The sequence below is a fragment of the Geodermatophilus sp. FMUSA9-8 genome, from assembly GCF_037034165.1.
Taxonomy (GTDB): domain Bacteria; phylum Actinomycetota; class Actinomycetes; order Mycobacteriales; family Geodermatophilaceae; genus Geodermatophilus; species Geodermatophilus nigrescens.
In genome coordinates, this window is the sequence record NZ_JBAGKE010000012.1 from 21866 (window position 1) to 39008 (window position 17143).

At 76.6% G+C, this 17143-nt stretch carries 15 protein-coding genes; 5 read left to right on the top strand and 10 right to left on the bottom strand.

The features are described from left to right. Positions 1-80: 80 nt before the first annotated feature. The 5 genes from WA616_RS21495 to WA616_RS21515 all read right to left on the bottom strand — a co-directional run bounded on the left by WA616_RS21495 (position 81) and on the right by WA616_RS21515 (position 5034). On the bottom strand, positions 81-1016 hold the full coding sequence (locus tag WA616_RS21495; RefSeq protein WP_336033057.1) for a glycosyltransferase family 2 protein: 936 nt from the start codon (positions 1014-1016) through the stop codon (positions 81-83). Then, positions 1013-1831, bottom strand: a complete 819-nt coding sequence (locus tag WA616_RS21500) for a glycosyltransferase (RefSeq protein WP_336033058.1) — start codon at positions 1829-1831, stop codon at positions 1013-1015. Before WA616_RS21500 ends, WA616_RS21495 begins: the two co-directional genes overlap by 4 nt. Positions 1832-1905: 74 nt before the next feature. After that, positions 1906-2931, bottom strand: coding sequence for a prenyltransferase (locus WA616_RS21505; protein ID WP_336033060.1), 1026 nt, complete (start codon positions 2929-2931; stop codon positions 1906-1908). Positions 2932-2980: 49 nt separating this feature from the next. Next, a complete protein-coding gene (locus WA616_RS21510; protein WP_336033061.1) occupies positions 2981-3787 on the bottom strand; it encodes a class I SAM-dependent methyltransferase in 807 nt (268 codons plus the stop codon). After that, on the bottom strand, positions 3781-5034 hold the full coding sequence (locus tag WA616_RS21515) for a glycosyltransferase family 4 protein (RefSeq protein WP_336033062.1): 1254 nt from the start codon (positions 5032-5034) through the stop codon (positions 3781-3783). Before WA616_RS21515 ends, WA616_RS21510 begins: the two co-directional genes overlap by 7 nt. A gap of 53 nt (positions 5035-5087) precedes the next feature. On the opposite strand from WA616_RS21515, the gene WA616_RS21520 reads away from it, so the two are divergent. From WA616_RS21520 to WA616_RS21530, 3 genes are all read left to right on the top strand, one after another. Beyond that, a complete protein-coding gene (locus WA616_RS21520) occupies positions 5088-5381 on the top strand; it encodes a Dabb family protein (RefSeq protein WP_336033063.1) in 294 nt (97 codons plus the stop codon). A gap of 55 nt (positions 5382-5436) precedes the next feature. After that, positions 5437-6216: a hypothetical protein gene (locus WA616_RS21525; protein ID WP_336033065.1), complete on the top strand. Its 780-nt coding sequence runs from the start codon at positions 5437-5439 to the stop codon at positions 6214-6216. A 140-nt stretch (positions 6217-6356) separates the two neighbouring features. Then, on the top strand, positions 6357-7442 hold the full coding sequence (locus tag WA616_RS21530; protein WP_336033067.1) for a DUF4192 domain-containing protein: 1086 nt from the start codon (positions 6357-6359) through the stop codon (positions 7440-7442). A gap of 42 nt (positions 7443-7484) precedes the next feature. Here the strand turns inward: WA616_RS21530 and WA616_RS21535 are convergent, their stop codons facing one another. Beyond that, on the bottom strand, positions 7485-9578 hold the full coding sequence (locus WA616_RS21535) for a S9 family peptidase (protein ID WP_336033068.1): 2094 nt from the start codon (positions 9576-9578) through the stop codon (positions 7485-7487). A 121-nt stretch (positions 9579-9699) separates the two neighbouring features. Beyond that, positions 9700-10407: a metal-dependent transcriptional regulator gene (locus WA616_RS21540; protein WP_073420380.1), complete on the bottom strand. Its 708-nt coding sequence runs from the start codon at positions 10405-10407 to the stop codon at positions 9700-9702. Positions 10408-10647: 240 nt separating this feature from the next. Between WA616_RS21540 and WA616_RS21545 the strand changes: the two genes are divergently transcribed. Both WA616_RS21545 and WA616_RS21550 read left to right on the top strand, forming a co-directional pair. Beyond that, positions 10648-11829 carry an acetoin utilization protein AcuC gene (locus WA616_RS21545; RefSeq protein WP_336033070.1) on the top strand — a complete coding sequence of 394 codons (1182 nt, stop codon included), beginning with the start codon at positions 10648-10650 and terminating at the stop codon, positions 11827-11829. Next, entirely contained in the window at positions 11822-14575 is a 2754-nt protein-coding gene (locus WA616_RS21550) for a bifunctional acetate--CoA ligase family protein/GNAT family N-acetyltransferase (protein WP_336033072.1), read from the top strand. Before WA616_RS21545 ends, WA616_RS21550 begins: the two co-directional genes overlap by 8 nt. Positions 14576-14613: 38 nt before the next feature. Here the strand turns inward: WA616_RS21550 and WA616_RS21555 are convergent, their stop codons facing one another. The 3 genes from WA616_RS21555 to sigB form a co-directional block, all read right to left on the bottom strand. After that, the gene (locus WA616_RS21555; RefSeq protein ID WP_336033074.1) at positions 14614-15258 is read right to left on the bottom strand and encodes a dihydrofolate reductase family protein; all 645 of its coding nucleotides are present in this window, start codon (positions 15256-15258) and stop codon (positions 14614-14616) included. Between the two features lie 90 nt (positions 15259-15348). Then, a complete protein-coding gene (locus tag WA616_RS21560; protein ID WP_336033076.1) occupies positions 15349-15900 on the bottom strand; it encodes a TIGR03086 family metal-binding protein in 552 nt (183 codons plus the stop codon). A gap of 110 nt (positions 15901-16010) precedes the next feature. Beyond that, positions 16011-16994, bottom strand: coding sequence for an RNA polymerase sigma factor SigB (gene sigB, locus WA616_RS21565; protein ID WP_336033078.1), 984 nt, complete (start codon positions 16992-16994; stop codon positions 16011-16013). Positions 16995-17143 lie beyond the last annotated feature (149 nt).

Sequence of the window (17143 nt, forward strand, 5' to 3'; positions counted from 1 at the left end):
CTGCTCGCCCGTCGTCGACCTGGCGTCGTCTCAGGGCCGTCGAGGCGACCACAGGTCGACAGCGGGCGCCGTGCGGCTCCTCAGCTGACGTACCTGCGGGCGGTCGAGCGGCGCTGGACGGCGTCGAGCGCGGCGAAGCGGGCCTCCGCGTGGGCGGGCAGCACCCGCCGCTCGCGCAGCACCCACGGGAGCCCGCGGACGGCGTTCCACAGGCCCTGGGCGGTCACCCGGTCCCGCGGCAGCGTGCGCAGCAGGTGCACCGTGCGGCGCAGGGCCGGGCGCAGCGGGCGGCGCAGCCACGTCGTCCAGAGCGTGTTGCGGATGCCGTCGCGCCGGCGCCGGTGCGAGTCCCGCGCCCTGGACGCCTGGTGGTGCACGGTGAGCGCCGGGAGGTAGCACAGCTCCCAGCCGGCGGCGGCGAGGTCGCCGGCCATCAGCTCCTCCTCGCCGCCCAGCCACAGCCGCTCGCTGAAGCCGCCGACCTCGAGGAACGCCTCCCGCCGCACCACGCTCGCGCCGGCCAGGAACGAGCCCAGGGCCGGCCCGGGCAGCCACTCGGCGCCGGGCACGGGGGAGTCGCGCAGCTCCGGCACGATCGGGTCCTCGCGGCCGCCGGGCTCCACGAGGATCCGCGCGGTCACCACGGCCAGCCGCGGGTGGGCGTCGAGCACGTCGGCCGCCGTCCGCAGGGATCCCGGGTCCCACCACGTGTCGTCGTCGCAGAAGGCGACGTAGGGGGTGTCGAGCCGGGCGATCCCGACGTTGCGGCCGACGGCGCCGAGGTTCTCCGGGCTGGCGACCAGCTCGACGGCCGGGAAGCGCTCGCGCACCGCCTCGGCGGTGCCGTCGGTGGAGCCGTTGTCGACCAGCACGACGTGCGGCTGCTCGGGCAGCGCCAGCAGCCGCGACAGCGCGAGCAGCACCTCGTCGCGCCGCTGGTGGGTGATGACGACGACGGCGACCCGCGGGTCCGGCGCGAGCCCGGCGCCCTCGGGCCGGGCCTCCGTGGCGGTCACGCCGGGTCCCCGGCGAGCAGCCGCCGGTCGGCCAGCACGGACGCCGGCAGCCGGCGGCGGCGGCGCAGCGCGGCGGGCAGGTCGGGCAGCGCCCGCAGGAGTCCCCGCCGGCCGGGTGCGCCGGCGCGCAGCGCCTCGGCCACCGTGGCGGCGACGTCGCGCACCGGCAGCCGCAGCACCGCGGTGAGCACCCGGGAGCGCAGGACCGCCGCCTGCCGCGCGGCGCGGTCGTGCCGGCGGGACGAGGGGTGGTGGTGCACGGTCACCGCGTCGACGTAGGCGATGTCCCAGCCGGCCGCGGCGAGGTCGAGGGACAGCCGCTCCTCCTCGCCAGGGAAGCGCACCACGGAGTCGAAGCCGCCGACGGCGAGGAACGCCTCCGTGCGCACCATCGCGGCGCACGCGATGAAGCCGAGCAGCCGCGGCCCGGGCAGGTGCGCCGGGCTGCCGAGCGGGCTGGCCGCAAGCTCCGGGCACAGCGGGTCCAGCCGCTCCTCGGGGCCGACCAGCACCCGGGCGTTGAGCACCGCCAGCCGCGGGTGCGCGCGCATGACCTCCGCGGCGCGGGCGAGGTCGCCGGGCGCCCACCAGGAGTCGTCGTCGGCGAACGCCACGAACTCCGTGCCCGCGTACCCGGCGCCGATGGTGCGCGCCCGCGCGCCGGCGTTCTCCGCCAGCGGCAGCACGGTCACCTGCGGCAGTGCCGCGCGGACGGCGTCCACGGTCCCGTCGCCGGACCCGTTGTCCACCAGCACCACCGGCGCCTCGTGCCGGGGGAGCGAGGCGAGCAGGTCCTCGCGCCGGTCGCGGCTCATGACGACGACCGTGACGCCGTCAGGGGCAGGTGGGGAGGGGGCCGGGGAGGGCGCCGGGGCGGGGGAGGAACGGGTCACGGTTGCGCCCTGCCCGGCAGCGGCGCGGCCGAACCCGTGGGTCTCGCCGCACCAGGCGCGGGCAGGGCGGTGGGGTCGGCGAACAGCGTGGACGCCGGCGTGCCGCCCGCCAGGGCCTCGACGGCGAGCACCACCGCGGCCGCCGTCCAGGTGGTGCGCTCGACCGGCCAGCGGGCGTCGTCGGCGTAGACCAGCCCGGTCCAGTACGAGCCGTCGTCGGCTCGCAGGTGCTGCATGGCGGCCACCTGCTCGCGGGCCGCCTCCGGCTGCCCGGCCGCGACGAGGGCGAGCGCCAGCTCGCAGGTCTCCGCGCCGGTCACCCACGGGCGGTCGGCCACGCAGCGGGCACCGAGGCCCGGGACGACGAAGCGGTCCCAGCCGGCGGCCAGGCGGGCGCGGGCCGCCTCGCCGGTGACCGCCCCGGCGAGCACCGGGTAGTACCAGTCCATCGACCAGCGGGAGCGGTCGGCGAACGCTGCCGGGTCGGTGCGCAGGGCCTCGCCGAGGCCGGTGACCGCCAGCTCCCAGTCGGGCTGCGGCTCCCCGACGAGCCCGGCCAGCGCGATGCCGCAGCGCAGGGCCTGGAACAGGCTGGCGTTGCCGGTGAGCAGCGCCGTGTCGTCCGGCGTGCCGTCGGGCCGCAGCGCCCAGCTGACCGCGCCGCTGCCCAGCTGCATGCGCACCACGAGGTCCAGGCCCCGGCGGACGACCGGCCAGAGCTCGGCGACCAGCGCCTCGTCCGGGCGGGAAAGCCAGCCGTGCCACAGCCCGACGGCGAGGTAACCGGCGTGGTTGCTCTCGACGCCGGGCTGCGTCTCGGCGTCGCCGCGGTACTCGGCGGCGAGGGAGCCGTCGGGCCGCTGCCGGGCGGCCAGCCAGCGGTACGCGGCCGCGGCGCGCCCGTGCTCCCCGCCGACCTGCAGCGCCATCGCGGCCTCGACGGAGTCCCACGGGTCGAGCTGGCCGCCGCGGAACCACGGCAGCGCGCCGTCGGGGGCCTGCTCGGCGGCGATCGCCGCCACCGTGCGGGCGACGTCCGCCGCGTCGAGGACCCCGGGCAGCTCCGGCAGGTCAGCCCGCGGCAGCGGTCTTCTCCCGCTCCGGGACGGCCTCCGCCGTGACGTCCGCCGTGACGTCCGCCGTGACGTCCGCCGTGACGTCCGCCGCGACCGCCGGCCGGTCGGCGTAGACGACGAGGCTCTTGCCGATCAGCGGGTCGAGCACGCGCTCGGCGGTGCGGGTCAGCCACGGCCGCTTCATGAGGTCCCACACCAGCAGCCGGTGGTAGGCGCGGACGACGGCGGCGTCGCGGTCGACCCCGACCGCGCACTTGAGCCACCAGTAGGGCGCGTGCAGCGCGTGCGCGTGGTGCGTGGCGCCGGGGACGAGGCCCGCCACCGACAGCCGCGCCCGCAGCACGTCGCCGCGGTAGATGCGGATGTGGCCGCCCTCGTTCGCGTGGTAGGCGTCCGACAGCGCCCAGCAGACCCGCTCGGGCCCCCACCGCGGCACGGTGACCGCCACCCGGCCGCCCGGCTTGAGCACGCGGGCGATCTCGGCCATCGCGCGGGCGTCGTCGGGGACGTGCTCGAGCACCTCGGAGGCGATCACCCGGTCGACGCCGGCGTCGGGGAAGGGCAGGTGCAGCAGGTCGCCGCGCACCACCTCGAAGTGCGCCCCGGCCGGGGCCTCGCCGGCCTCGGCGATCGCGCCGAGCCAGCGCTTGGTCGTCTCCACCTCGGACACGCCCCAGTCGACGGCGACCACCCGCGCGCCGCGCCGGTAGGCCTCGAACGCGTGCCGGCCCTCGCCGCAGCCGAGGTCGAGCACGGTCATGCCCGGCCGGAGGTCGAGCAGGTCGTAGTCGACGGTCAGCACGGGCGCCCCTTGTCCTCCAGCACGCGCGCGTACCAGTCGGCGGTGCGCTCCGCGGTCCGCCGCCACGTGTAGTTCGCCAGCACCCGGCGGCGCCCGGCGCGGCCCAGCTGCTCCTGCAGCGACGGCTTCTCCAGCACCAGCCGCAGCGCCGCCGTCAGCTCCCCGACGTCGCCCGCGGGCACCCGCAGGCCCGCCTGCGTGCCGACCACCTCCGGCAGCGCGCCGGCGTCGGTGGTCACCAGCGGCGTGCCGCAGGCCATGGCCTCGACCGCCGGCAGCGAGAAGCCCTCGTACAGCGACGGGATGGCGGCCACGGTGGCGGTCTGCAGCAGCGTGACCAGGTCGGCCTCGGGCAGCGGCCCGGTGAACCGGACGGCGTCGCGGATGCCGAGCCGGTCCAGCGCGGTCTCGGCCGGCCCGCCGGGCCGGGCGGTGCCGACGACGGTCAGCCGCACCGGCCGCTCGGTGCGCAGCTTGGCCACGGCCTCGAGCAGGTGCACCAGGCCCTTGAGCGGGACGTCGGCGCTGGTGGTGACGACGATCGAGTCGGTCTCCCGCGGCCGGCCGGCCGGCGGCGGGGTGAAGACGTCGGGGTCGATGCCGACCGGGACCACCTCGATGCCGGCGGCCGGGACGTGCAGGTGCGTCTCGATGTCGCGGCGCGAGCTCTCCGACACGGTGGTGACCGCGTCGAGCCGCGGCGCGACCCGGGCCTGCATCGCGGTGAAGCCGTACCAGCGGGTGAGCGTCAGCCGGCGGCGCAGGGTGGGCGCGGCGGCGAGGTCGAGCTGCCGGTCGATGGCCACCGGGTGGTGCACGGTGGCCACGGTCGGGACGCCGGCCCGCACCAGCCGCAGCAGCCCGTAGCCCAGCGACTGGTTGTCGTGGACGACGTCGTAGTCGGCGGCGCGGGGGAGCAGCGCGCGGGCGGCCCGCAGGGAGAAGGTGAGCGGCTCGGGGAAGCCGGCGGTGCACATCGCGGCGAACTCGGCGACGTCGATCCAGTCGCGGAACTCCGAGGGCCGCGGTGTGCGGAACGGGTCGGGCTCGCGGTAGAGGTCCAGGCTCGGCAGCCGGACCAGCGGCACGCCGTCGTCGAGCTCGGGATAGGGCTGCCCGCTCCACACGTCGACGGCGTGGCCGAGCGCGGTGAGCTCGCGGGACAGCGCCCGGACGTAGATGCCCTGGCCGCCGCTGTGCGGCTTGCTCCGGTACGACAGCAGTGCGATCCGCAGCCGTCGTCCCATGCGCCGGACACTACCGACCCCGTACCGTCCGGCCGCCTGACAGGGTGGGGCCCGTGATCCGACACGTCGTGCACTTCACCTGGTCCGACGCTGCCGACGCCGACCGCCGCGCGCAGACCGTCGCCGCCCTGCGCCGCCTGCCCGAGCAGGTGCCGGGGTCGCTGGCCTTCACCGTCGCGCCCGACGCCGGCCTGGTCGAGGGCAACGCGCAGACGATCCTCGTCGCCGACTTCCCCGACGCCGAGGCGTTCCGCCGCTACGCGACCGACCCGGTGCACCTCGAGGTCATCGCCGAGCACGTCCGCCCGTTCCTCGCCGCGCGCAGCGCCGTCCAGTACGAGGTCTGACCCGTACGGGCGGGGTGACCTGCGCGTCCGCCGGGCCGCGGTTAGCGTCCGGCCCATGCGCGCACGCCGTCGGCCCGTCCTCGCCGGAGCCGCCCTCACCGCCCTGCTGCTGGCCGGGTGCGGGGGTCAGGACGTCGCGGGCACCGCGTCACCGGCGCCGGGAGAGGGCCCCTCGTCGTCCGCGTCGCCGTCCTCCTCGGCGCCCTCGTCCTCCGGGTCGGCGGGCTCCTCCGACCCGGGCGGCACCGACCTCGCCGCGGGCCTGCTGCCGGCCGGGGCGTTCGGCCCGGGCGCGCAGGTCGTCCCGGTCGGGCAGGAGGAGCTCGAGCAGGGCGCCGCCCTGTCGGCGGGCTCCCTGGAGGGGCTGCAGGTGACCCCGCCGGAGTGCGCCGAGGCGTTCCAGCAGAGCCAGCCGTCCTTCGACGCCTACGACGACATCGCCGCGCAGGTCGCCACGGTGGGCACGACGACCACGGTGGAGGCGCTGGTGACCGGCGGCCCGGCCGCTGACGCGCTGTCCGGCTTCCAGGGGCCGCCCGCGGGCTGCGAGGCGATCCAGGCGACGTCGCCGCAGATCGGCACGGTCTCCGTGCAGTACGCCGCGCTCGACGTGCCCGACCTCGGCGACGGCGCCGCCGGCTTCTCCGTCACGACGACCGTCGCCGGCCCGGACGGCCGGCAGATCACCGTCCCCGCGCTGATCGGGGCGGCCCAGGACGGCGAGCGGGCGCTGGTGCTGGTGAGCACGAGCGTCGCCGGCGGGCCGCTGGACCAGGCCGGCTTCGCGGGCCTGCTCGAGGAGGCCTTCCGGGTGCAGGCCGACGCGCTGGACTGAGGAAGGACCCTCCTGCCCCCCCACCACGCGCTCCGCGCGCGGCGGGCCCCTGCAGGAGGGCCGTGTCCACAGGCGCCGCCCGGTCCACAGCTCGGCCGGGCCGCGTCCTCGGGCGGTGCCCACGCCCCAGGGTCGGCCGGGTGGACGAACCCGCGATCCCCGTCATCCGGCTCGGCGACACCGGTGAGGTCGCCGCGGCCCTCCCGCACCTGCTGGGCTTCCGCCCCGCCGAGTCGCTCGTGCTGGTCAGCCTCCGCGGGCCCGGCGGCAGCCGCGTCGGCCTGACCGTGCGCGCCGACCTCCCGCCGCCGTACGCCGCCGCGTCCCTGGCCCGCACCCTGGCCGCCAAGGTCGTCACCGACGACCCCGCCGCGGTGCTGCTCGCCGTCGTGTCCGAGGCCCCCGACGTCGGCGCGCTGCCCGTCCCGCCCGCGGACGACGGCTCCCTCGAGGCCTGGCCCGAGCTGCCGCACCGCGACGTCGTGCACGAGGTGGTGCTCGCCCTCGACGCGCGCGACGTGCCCGTGCGCGAGGCGCTGCTGGTCCGCGGCGGCCGGTGGTGGGACTACGACTGCCCGTACCCCTGCTGCGCGCCGGGCGCCGGCACCCCGGTCCCCGACGGCGACAGCCCGCTCGCCGCGGCCGCGGTCGCCGGCGGCGCGGTGCTCGCCGCCGACCGCGCCGCGCTGGCCGCCCGGATCGCCACCCCCGACGGCCCTGCCGCCGCGGCCATGGCCGACGCCTGCCTGAGCGCCGGGCGAGCGCACGCGCAGCGGCTGCGCGCCCGGGGCATCGCCGCGGTCGCCGCGGAGGGTGACGCCGCCGTGGCCGGGGCGGCGGCCGCCTGCCGGCCCGGACCCGACACCGCCGGCACCCGGCTGCCCGACGCGCAGGTGGCCGCCGTGCTGTGGGCGCTGACCGTCCCCGCCGTCCGCGACCGGGCGCTGGCCCTCGCGCTCGGCGACGACGCCGCGGCCGCCGAGGTGCTGTGGACCGAGTGCACCCGCCGCGCGCCCGTGCCGCTCGACGGCGCTCCGGCCACGCTGCTGGCCGTCAGCGCCTGGCTGCGCGGCGACGGCGCGATGGCCAACGTGGCGCTGGAGCGGGCGATCTCGGCCGACCCGGACGCGCGACTGCCCCAGCTCCTCGCCGAGGGACTCGACACGTGCCTCCCGCCGGCCGACCTGCGGGCGCTGATCGGCCGGACGGTCGCGGCCTCCTGGTGACGTGCTGGAACGGCCGCCCTCGGGGGAGAGGGGGGTCCTTCGTCAGACCAGCTCGGGCCGGCGCCACTCCTCGCCGAGGACGTGCTCGGCGAGGAAGGCGATCACCGTCTCGTACCAGACCGTCGCGTTGCCGGGGGTGAGCACCCAGTGGTTCTCGTCGGGGAAGTACAGGAACCGCGAGGGCACGCCGCGCTTCTGCAGGTCGTACCAGAGGCGGAGCCCCTCGCCGATCGGCACGCGGTAGTCCTTGTCGCCGTGGATGACCAGCATGGGCGTCCGGATGGCGTCGGCGAAGCGGTGCGGCGAGTTCTGCTCGTAGCGCTTTGGGGTGGCCAGCGGGTCGCCCCACTCCCGCTCCCAGTAGTAGGCGGCGTCGGTGGTGCCCACGAAGCTGTCGAGGTCCCACAGGCTGGCGTGGGTGACGATCGCCCGGAACCGGTCGGTCTGGGTGGCCACCCAGTTGGCCATGTAGCCGCCGAACGAGCCGCCCATCGCCGCGGTGCGGTCGGCGTCGAGGTCCGGCCGCTCGAGCGCGGCGTCCACCGCGGCCATGAGGTCGGTGTAGGGCGCGCCGCCCCACTCGCCCCAGCCGCGGCGGACGAAGTCCTGGCCGAAGCCCTGCGACAGCGCCGGGTTGGGCAGCAGCACGGCGTAGCCGCGGGCGGCGAGCACCCACGGGCACCAGCGCCACGACCACGAGTTCCAGCTCATCAGCGGGCCGCCGTGGATCCACAGCAGCAGCGGCGCCGGGTGCTCGGCGGAGGCGCCCTCGGGGAGGACCAGCCAGGACTGGACCTCGGCCCCGTCGGCGGCGGTGGTGCGGACCTCGGTCAGGGTGCCCGGCAGCGGGCCGACGGCGCCCGGGGCGGGCAGCGGGTCGGGGTGCTGCCCGGTCGCCACGGGGTCCAGGCGTACGGGCACCGGCGGCTCGTCGTAGGCCGAGCGCAGGGCGTAGAGGGCGCTGCCGTCGCGGGCCACCTGCAGGTCGCTGTAGGCGCCGTCGGCGGTCAGCCGCACCGGGGCGCCCCCGCCGACCTCGACGCGGAACAGCGCGTGCCGGCCGTCGTCGTCGGCGAGGAAGAAGACGGCGGTGCCGTCGGCGGCGAACTGCGGTGCGCTGGGCCAGCGGTCGAAGCCCCCGGTCAGCTCGCGGGCCGAGCCGGTGGCGGCCTCGACGAGGAGCAGCGTGTAGTCCGGCGGCTCGGCGTAGGTGGTCAGCGACTCGCGCACGCAGACCACGCTGGTGCCGTCGGGGGAGAAGGCGCCGGAGTAGACGTCGGCGAGCGGGTCGTCGACCAGCACCCGGCTCTCCCTGGTGGCGGTGTCGACGGCCACCAGGCGGGTGCGCCGGCCGGCCGGGCCGTCGGGCACCTGCTCGTGCCGGAGCGCCAGCGTCCCGTCGGGGGACAGGGTCACCGACTCGCCGGCGCCGATCGGCGGGGCGGCGTCGGGCGTCAGGTCGCGCAGCTCGACCGGCGCGGGCATCTCGCCGGCGACGTCCTCCGCCGGCAGCGCGCCGGCCCAGAACAGGTGCGGCGCGGCCGGGCCGAGGTCGGCGTCCCAGTACCGCACCGGGTAGCTGTCGTGCAGGATCGCCGACACCCCGGCGTCGCGCCGGGCCTTGCGCCGGGCCTCGTCGTCCTCCGCGTCCGCGGCCCCGGGCGAGGTGGAGGACACGACGACGACGTCGCCGCTGTCGGCGGCGACGTCGAACCCGCTCACGCCGCCGGGCCGGGTCACCACCGGGCGGGCCTCCCCGCCGCCGGGGGGCAGCGCCCACAGCGCCGGCTTCGGGTCACCGGCGTCCGGGCCGGCGGCGGGGTCGGGGCGGGCGGAGACGAACAGCAGCGTGCCGTCGGGCGCGAAGGCGGGCGCGGACTCCCCGGGCGCGCTGCGGGTCAGCCGCCGCGGGGCGCGCTGCCCGGCCGGGTCGACCTCCCACAGCGCCGACTGCCACTTCTTCCGCTCCGGGTCCAGGGTCTGCACCGACACCGCGAGGCGGGTGCCGTCGGCCGACAGGGCCAGGCCGCCGACCCGCGGGATCGCCATGAAGTCGGCGAGCCGCTCGAACGGGGTCGCGGGCTGGGGCTCCGCGGTGGCGCCGGGCTCGTCGGTCGGGGGTGCGGGCTGGCTCACCGGGGCTCCTCGCGGGGGTGGTCGCGGACGCTGGCGGACGCGGTGCCCCACCGTAACGAGCAGCGCCCGGCCCCTCCGCCGGAGCGGAGGGACCGGGCGCCGGGAACGGGCCGGACGGGCCTCAGAGCTGGGCCGCGGCCTCCGCCGGGGTCAGGTCCTCGTCGAGCGCGGCGACGAACAGGTGCTGCGCGACGCCGTGCGGCAGCGGGTGGTCGTCGACGGTGACCGTGCCGTTGGCCGAGCGGGCGACCACCGTGGCGCCGGGGCGTACGCCCAGGTCGGCCAGCCGGCGCAGCATCTCGCCGTCCTCCTGCAGCTGCTCGCTGATCCGCCGGATGGTCACCCGGCGGCCGTCGGCCGTGGCCGTCGTGGACAGCAGCGTGAGGGCGTCGAGCACGGCGGAGGTCTCCCCGCCCAGCGCGTCGAGGCCGGGGATCGGGTTGCCGAAGGGCGAGACCGTCGGGTTGCCCAGCAGGCTGAGCAGCTTGCGCTCCACCGCCTCGCTCATGACGTGCTCCCAGCGGCAGGCCTCCTCGTGGACGTCGGCGTAGTCCAGGCCGATGACGTCGACGAGCAGGCACTCGGCCAGCCGGTGCTTGCGCATGACCGCGGTGGCCAGCGCCCGCCCGGTCTCCGAGAGCTGCAGGTGGCGGTCGCCCTCCACGGTGAGCAGCCCGTCGCGCTCCATGCGCGCGACCGTCTGGCTGACCGTGGGGCCGCTCTGGTGGAGGCGCTCGGCGATGCGGGCCCGCAGCGGGACGATCCCCTCCTCCTCCAGCTCGAAGATCGTGCGGAGGTACATCTCCGTGGTGTCGATGAGGTCGTTCACAGGCACTCCTCCGTGTCGGTGCCGATCCTACGGGCCCCGTGCCACCCCGCCCGGGTCCTCCGCGGTGGTGCCGCGGGCGACGCGGCGCAGGTCACGGCGGAGGCGGCCGGTCCCACACCCGAGGCCGCGGGGGACGCGCGGGGAGCGCGGCCGCCAGGCACCGGCGGTAGCGTCCGGACCGGGGACGACCCCGGGACGACGGCGTCCCGGCGGCGGGTCCCGACGTCGACAGGAGGGCCCGTGAGCGACTCGGTGGCCGTCGTCTGGGACGACGCGCTGCTCGGCTACACCATGGGCGGCGACCACCCGCTGCACCCGGTGCGGCTGGACCTGACCATGCGCCTGGCCGACGGCCTCGGCGTCCTGTCCACCCCGCGGGTGGAGGTGGTGCGGCCGCAGCCCGCCGGGGAGGACCTGCTCACCCTGGTCCACGACGCCGACTTCCTCGAGGCGGTGCGGCGCGCGCCCACCGACCCCGACGAGCGCTACGGCCTGGGCACCACCGACAACCCCGTCTTCGAGGGCATGTACGAGGCCGCGGCGCTCATCGCCGGCGGCAGCGTGCAGGCCGCCGAGCTGGTGCACAGCGGCCGCGCGCAGCACGCGGTCAACATCGCCGGCGGCCTGCACCACGCCATGCGCGACCGGGCGTCGGGCTTCTGCGTCTTCAACGACGCCGCGATCGCCATCGCCTGGCTGCTCGGCCAGGGCTACGAGCGGATCGCCTACGTCGACCTCGACGTGCACCACGGCGACGGCGTCCAGGCCGCGTTCAGCGACGACCCGCGGGTGCTGACCGTGAGCATCCACCAGACCCCGCTCACCCTCTGGCCGGGCACCGGCTACCCCGAGGAGACCGGCGACCCCGACAAGGCCCTGGGCAGCGCCGTGAACATCGCGGTCCCCAACGGCACCGACGACTCCTCCTGGCTGCGCGCCTTCCACGCCGTCGTCCCGGGGGTGCTGCGCGCCTTCGCGCCGCAGATCCTGGTCACCCAGTGCGGCTGCGACGCCCACCACGAGGACCCGCTCGCCGACCTCGCGCTCACCGTCGACGGCCAGCGCGCCAGCTACCGGGCCGTGCACGACCTCGCCCACGAGCTCTGCGACGGCCGCTGGATCGCCCTCGGCGGGGGCGGCTACGGGCTGGTGCGCTGCGTGCCGCGGGCCTGGACGCACCTGCTCGCGGAGGCAGCGGGGGAGCGGCTGGACCCGGTCACGGCGATCCCGCAGTCCTGGCGCGACGACGTCGTCGCCCGCGGGCTGCGCGCCCGGCCGCCCACGCACATGACCGAGGGCGGCTACACCGGCTTCTCCGCCTGGGACCCGTTCACCGAGTCCCGCGTCGACCGGGCCATCGCCCGCAGCCGCAAGGCGTCCTACCCGCTGTTCGGCCTCGACCCGGACGACCCCCGTGACTGACGAAGGACCCCGCCGCCCCCCGCTCCTCGCAGGCTCGCAGCGGGACCCTGCGCCGGGGCCGCCCCCGGACCGTTCCGACGCCGCGCCGAAGCCGCCGGCGCACTGGGAGGCCGACATCATCGCCGCCGACGGCGGCACGGTGCACCTGCGCCCGATCTGCCCGGAGGACGCCGAGGGGTTGACCGGGCTGATGGACCGCAGCTCCGACCAGACCCGCTACTACCGGTTCTTCGGGCCGATGAAGCGGCTGTCGGAGAAGGACCTGCACCGCTTCACCCACGTCGACCACGTCGACCGGGTGGCCTTCGTCCTGCTGCTCGGCGACGCGCTCGTCGGCGTCGGCCGCTACGACCGGTACCCGGGCACCACCGAGGCCGAGGTCGCGTTCCTCATCGAGGACGCCCACCAGGGCCGCGGGCTCGGGTCGGTGCTGCTCGAGCACCTGGCCGCCGCCGCCCGCGAGCGCGGGATCACCACCTTCGTCGCCGAGGTGCTCGCGCAGAACAGCCGGATGGTGCGGGTCTTCCTCGACGCCGGCTACCAGCCCCGCCGCTCCTACGAGGACGGCGTCGTGCACCTGACCTTCCCGATCGCGCCCACCGAGACCTCGCTCGCGGTGGCCTACGAGCGCGAGCAGCGCAGCGAGTCCCGCTCGATCGCCCGGCTGCTCACGCCGCGGTCGGTCGCCGTCGTGGGCGCCAGCAACGACGAGGCCAAGATCGGCAACCTCGTCCTGCGCAACCTGCTCGACTACCGCTTCGACGGGCCGGTCTACCCGGTCAACCCGAACGCCCGGCACGTCCGCGGCGTCCCGGCCTACGCGTCCATCGAGGCCATCCCCGGCGACGTCGACCTCGCCGTCGTCGCCGTCCCCGCCGACGAGGTCGCGGGCGTGGTCGAGGCCTGCCGGCGCAAGCAGGTCCGCGGGCTGGTGGTCATCTCCGGCGGGTTCGGCGAGACCGGGCCCGAGGGGCGGGCGGCCGAGCGGGCGCTGGTGGCCGCGGCGCGGGCCTCGGGCATGCGCGTCGTCGGCCCCAACTGCCTGGGCATCGTCAACACCGACCCGGCGATCCGGCTCGACGCGAGCCTCGCGCCGCAGGTGCCCGGGCGCGGCCGGGTCGGGTTCTTCGCCCAGTCCGGCGCGCTCGGCGTGGCCCTGCTCGAGCGGGCGCGCAGCCGCAACATCGGCCTGTCCAGCTTCGTCTCGGCGGGCAACCGCGCCGACGTCAGCGGCAACGACCTGCTGCAGTACTGGGCCACCGACCCCGGCACCGAGGTGGTGCTGCTGCACCTGGAGAGCTTCGGCAACCCGCGGAAGTTCGCCCGGCTCGCGCGCAGCGTCGGCCGCACCAAGCCGGTGGTCGCGGTGAAGAGCGGCCGGCACGGCGGGCTGACGCCGGGCCTGGCCGGCACGTCCGTGTCGGTGCCCGAGCAGTCGGTGGCCGCCCTGTTCGCCTCGGCCGGCGTCATCCGCGTGGAGACCGTCGCCCAGCTGTTCGAGGTCGGCATGCTGCTGGCCCACCAGCCGCTGCCGCCCGGCGACCGGGTCGCCGTCGTCGGCAACTCCACCGCCCTGGGCGTGCTCGTGGCCGACGCCGTGCTCGACCAGGGGCTGGCGCTCGCCCACGAGGCGCCGGTCGACATCGGCACCGCGGGCAGCCCCGAGGCCTTCCGCGCCGCCCTGCAGGAGGCCGTCGACGACGACGGGGTCGACGCCGTCGTCGCGGTGTTCCTCCCGCCGCTGGTGCGCACCTCACCCGAGGCCTACGGCCGGGCGCTGCTCGAGGTCTCCCTCGGCTCGGACAAGCCGGTGCTCGGCACCTTCCTCTCCGCCGAGGGCCTGCTCCCCGAGCTCACCGTCCCCGACGCCGACGGCATGCCCGCCCGGGGCTCGGTGCCGTCCTACGCGACGCCCGAGCGGGCGGTCATCGCGCTGGCCCGCGTCGCCGAGTACGCCCGCTGGCGGCGCCGGCCGGTGGGCACGATGCCCGACCTGCCCGACGTCGACGTCGACCGGGCGCGCTCGGTGGTGCGCGGCGCGCTCGCCGAGTCGCCGGGCGGGCGCCCGCTCACCGACGACGAGGTGCTCGCGCTGCTGGCCGCCTACGGCGTGCCGCTGCTGGGCACCCGCACCGCCACGACCGCCGACGAGGCGGTGGCCGCCGCCGAGGCGATCGGCTACCCGGTGGTGCTCAAGTCGACGGCGCCGTGGCTGCGGCACCGCACCGACCTCGGCGGCGTGCGCCTCGACCTCGGCGACGCCGCCGCCGTGCGGGCCGCGTTCGACGCCATCCCCGCCGGCGACCCGGTGATCGTGCAGGAGATGGCCGCGCCCGGGGTGGCCACGGTCGTGGAGATCGTCGACGACCCGTCGTTCGGCGCCCTGGTCAGCTTCGGCCTCGGCGGCGTGGCCACCGAGCTGCTCGGCGACCGCGCCTACCGCACCCTGCCGCTCACCGACCTCGACGCCGCCGAGCTGGTCCGCGCGCCGCGGGCGTGGCCGCTGCTCGACGGCTGGCGCGGCGCGGAGCCGGTCGACGTCGCCGCGCTGGAGGACCTGCTGCTGCGGGTGGCCCGGCTGGCCGACGACCTGCCCGAGGTGCTGGGCCTGACGCTGTCGCCGGTCATCGCCGGGCCGGCCGACCCCTGGCACGGCGGCCGGTCACTGGTCGTCGCCGGCGGCACCGTGCGCGTCGGCCCGCCGACCGCCCGCGTCGAGCCCGGCCCCCGCCGCATGCGCGACTGAGTACATCGTCGGCCTCCGGCCGGCTGAGGTCCCGGGGGTCACCTCCGCCAGAACAGGTGGTGGACGACGCCGCTCGGGCTCGGCACGACGTCGCGGTGGAAGCGGTCGAGCAGCTCGTCGGGGGAGGCCCACAGCCGGGAGCCGGCGCCCAGCTCGAGCGGCGCGACGGCGACGTGCATCGTGTCGACGAGATCGGCGTCGAGGAACTGCCGGATCACCGAGGCGCCGCCGCCGAGCCGGACGTCGAGGCCGCCCGCCGCCGCGCGCGCCTTCTCCAGCACCGTGGCCGGGTCGCCGGCGACGAAGTGGAACGTCGTGTCCGACAGCGTGAACGACGGCCGCTCGTGGCGGGTCATCACGAACACCGGTGTGTGGAAGGGCGGCTCGTCGCCCCACCAGCCCTGCCACTCGAGGTCCGGCCACGGGCCGCGGTGCGGCGAGAACTTGTTGCGGCCCATGATCTCGGCGCCGATGCCGTGCGAGAAGTCGCGGATGAAGTGGTCGTCCAGGCCACGGCTGCCGCCCTCGTCGCCGCGCAGCGAGAAGCTCGCGGTGGCCAGCGCCCAGGACATCAGCACGCCGGGGTCGGCGTGCCCGAACGGGCGCTCCAGGCTCTGGCCCTCGCCCGCGCCGTACCCGTCCCGCGAGACGGTGAAGTTCTGCACCCGCACCAGCTGGCTCACTGTTCCTCCCGGAGGTCGACGGCGGGCAGACCGCCGCCGGCTCCGGAACTCATCGGTGCGGCCGCGGGCGTCCTGGCGTCGGGGGCGGCGTCAGGGCTGGCGGCCCGTGAAGGCGAGCAGCTTCGTCGCATCGTCGGCGTCGTCGGGCACGGGCACCCGCGGGCCGTAGTGCCCGCTGCTGCGCAGGGCGGCGTCCCACGGCTCGATGCCCGCGAGGAACGCCGAGGCCTCCGCGGCGTCGACCGTCTCGTCCTGGCCGGTCGCGCGGGCGAGGTCCCAGGTGTGCACCAGCAGGTCCATGAGCCCCGTCATCGCGATGAGCTCCTCGAGCGTCATCTCCCCGGCGCGGGTGCTGGTGGGCCGCCCGGCGAGGTCGGGGTCGGCGAGCAGGGCCCGGATCGCGGCGTCGGCTCCGTGCCAGGCGCCGGCCGGGTCGTCGTCGGCCGAGGGGAGCGCGGGCACCGGCAGGCCGACGGCGGGCAGGTACAGGGCGGGCATCCACTCCACGAGGTGCCGGACGACGTCGCGGGCCACCCAGCCCTCGCACGGCGCCGGGTCGTCCCACCGGCCGGGCGGGACGCCGTCGACCCTGCGGCCGAGATCGTCCGCGAGCCTCGCCCACCGCTCCGCCGTGTCCGCCATGACCAGCCTCCTCAACCGTCCGGTTGAGGAACAGCCTGGCCCGGGCGCCCGGCCCTGTCAACGCCGAGAGCCGGCTCCCCGCGTGGGGAGTCGGCTCTCTATGGTGTCGCTCAGGCCAGGTAGTCGCGCAGGGCGTCGGCGCGCTGCGGGTCGCGCAGCTTGGCCATCGTCTCGCGCTCGATCTGGCGGACCCGCTCGCGGGACAGGCCGAACTGCTTGCCGATCTGCTCGAGCGTGCGGGGCTGGCCGCCGTCGAGGCCGAAGCGCAGCACGACCACGTCGCGCTCGCGGTCCTCCAGCGTGGAGAGGACGGTGCGCACGTCGCCCTTCATCATCTGGAAGGCCACCGCGTCCTCGGCCACCGCGGCGTCGGCGTCCTCGATGAAGTCACCGAGGCGGGACTCCTCGTCGGCACCGACGGTCTGGTCGAGGGAGACCAGGTCGCGGCTGTACTCGAGCAGCTCGGTGACCCGCTCGGGCGTCATGTCGAGCTCGAGGCCGAGCTCCTCGGCGGTGGGCTCCCGCTCGAGCTCCTGGTGCACCCGCCGGCGGGTCCGCACGACCTTGTTGACCTGCTCGGCCAGGTGCACGGGCAGCCGGATGGTGCGGCCGGAGTCGGCCATCGCGCGGGTGATGGCCTGGCGGATCCACCACGTCGCGTAGGTCGAGAACTTGAAGCCCTTGGTGTAGTCGAACTTCTCGACCGCGCGGATGAGGCCGACGTTGCCCTCCTGGATGAGGTCCAGGAACGTCATGCCGTGGCCGGTGTAGCGCTTGGCCACCGAGACGACCAGGCGCAGGTTGGCCTCGAGCAGGTGCCGCTTGGCCGCCTTGCCGTCGACGGCCAGGGCCTTGTAGTCGCGCTGCAGGGCCGGGGTGAGCTGCCGCTCGGTGAGCAGCCGCTCGGCGTAGAGGCCGGCCTCGATCCGCTTGGCGAGTTCGACCTCCTGCTCGGCGGTCAGCAGGGCGGTCTTGCCGATGGTGTTGAGGTACACGCGCACCAGGTCGGTCGACACCAGGCCACTGGTGTCCGGCTCGCGGCGCGGCGAGCGGACCTCGAGGGCGTCACTGGGGGAAGACTGGAGGAGCGTCACGGGATGTCTTCGTCCTTGCCTGTGGTTCGGATGCATCCGGCGGCCCTCGTGGCCGGCGGCGGCACCCGCGTCTGGGGGGTGGGCCCCCGCTGTCCGGGCGGGAACCCGCTGTTCGTCCGTTGTGGTCCGTTGTGTTACGCCCCGTTCAA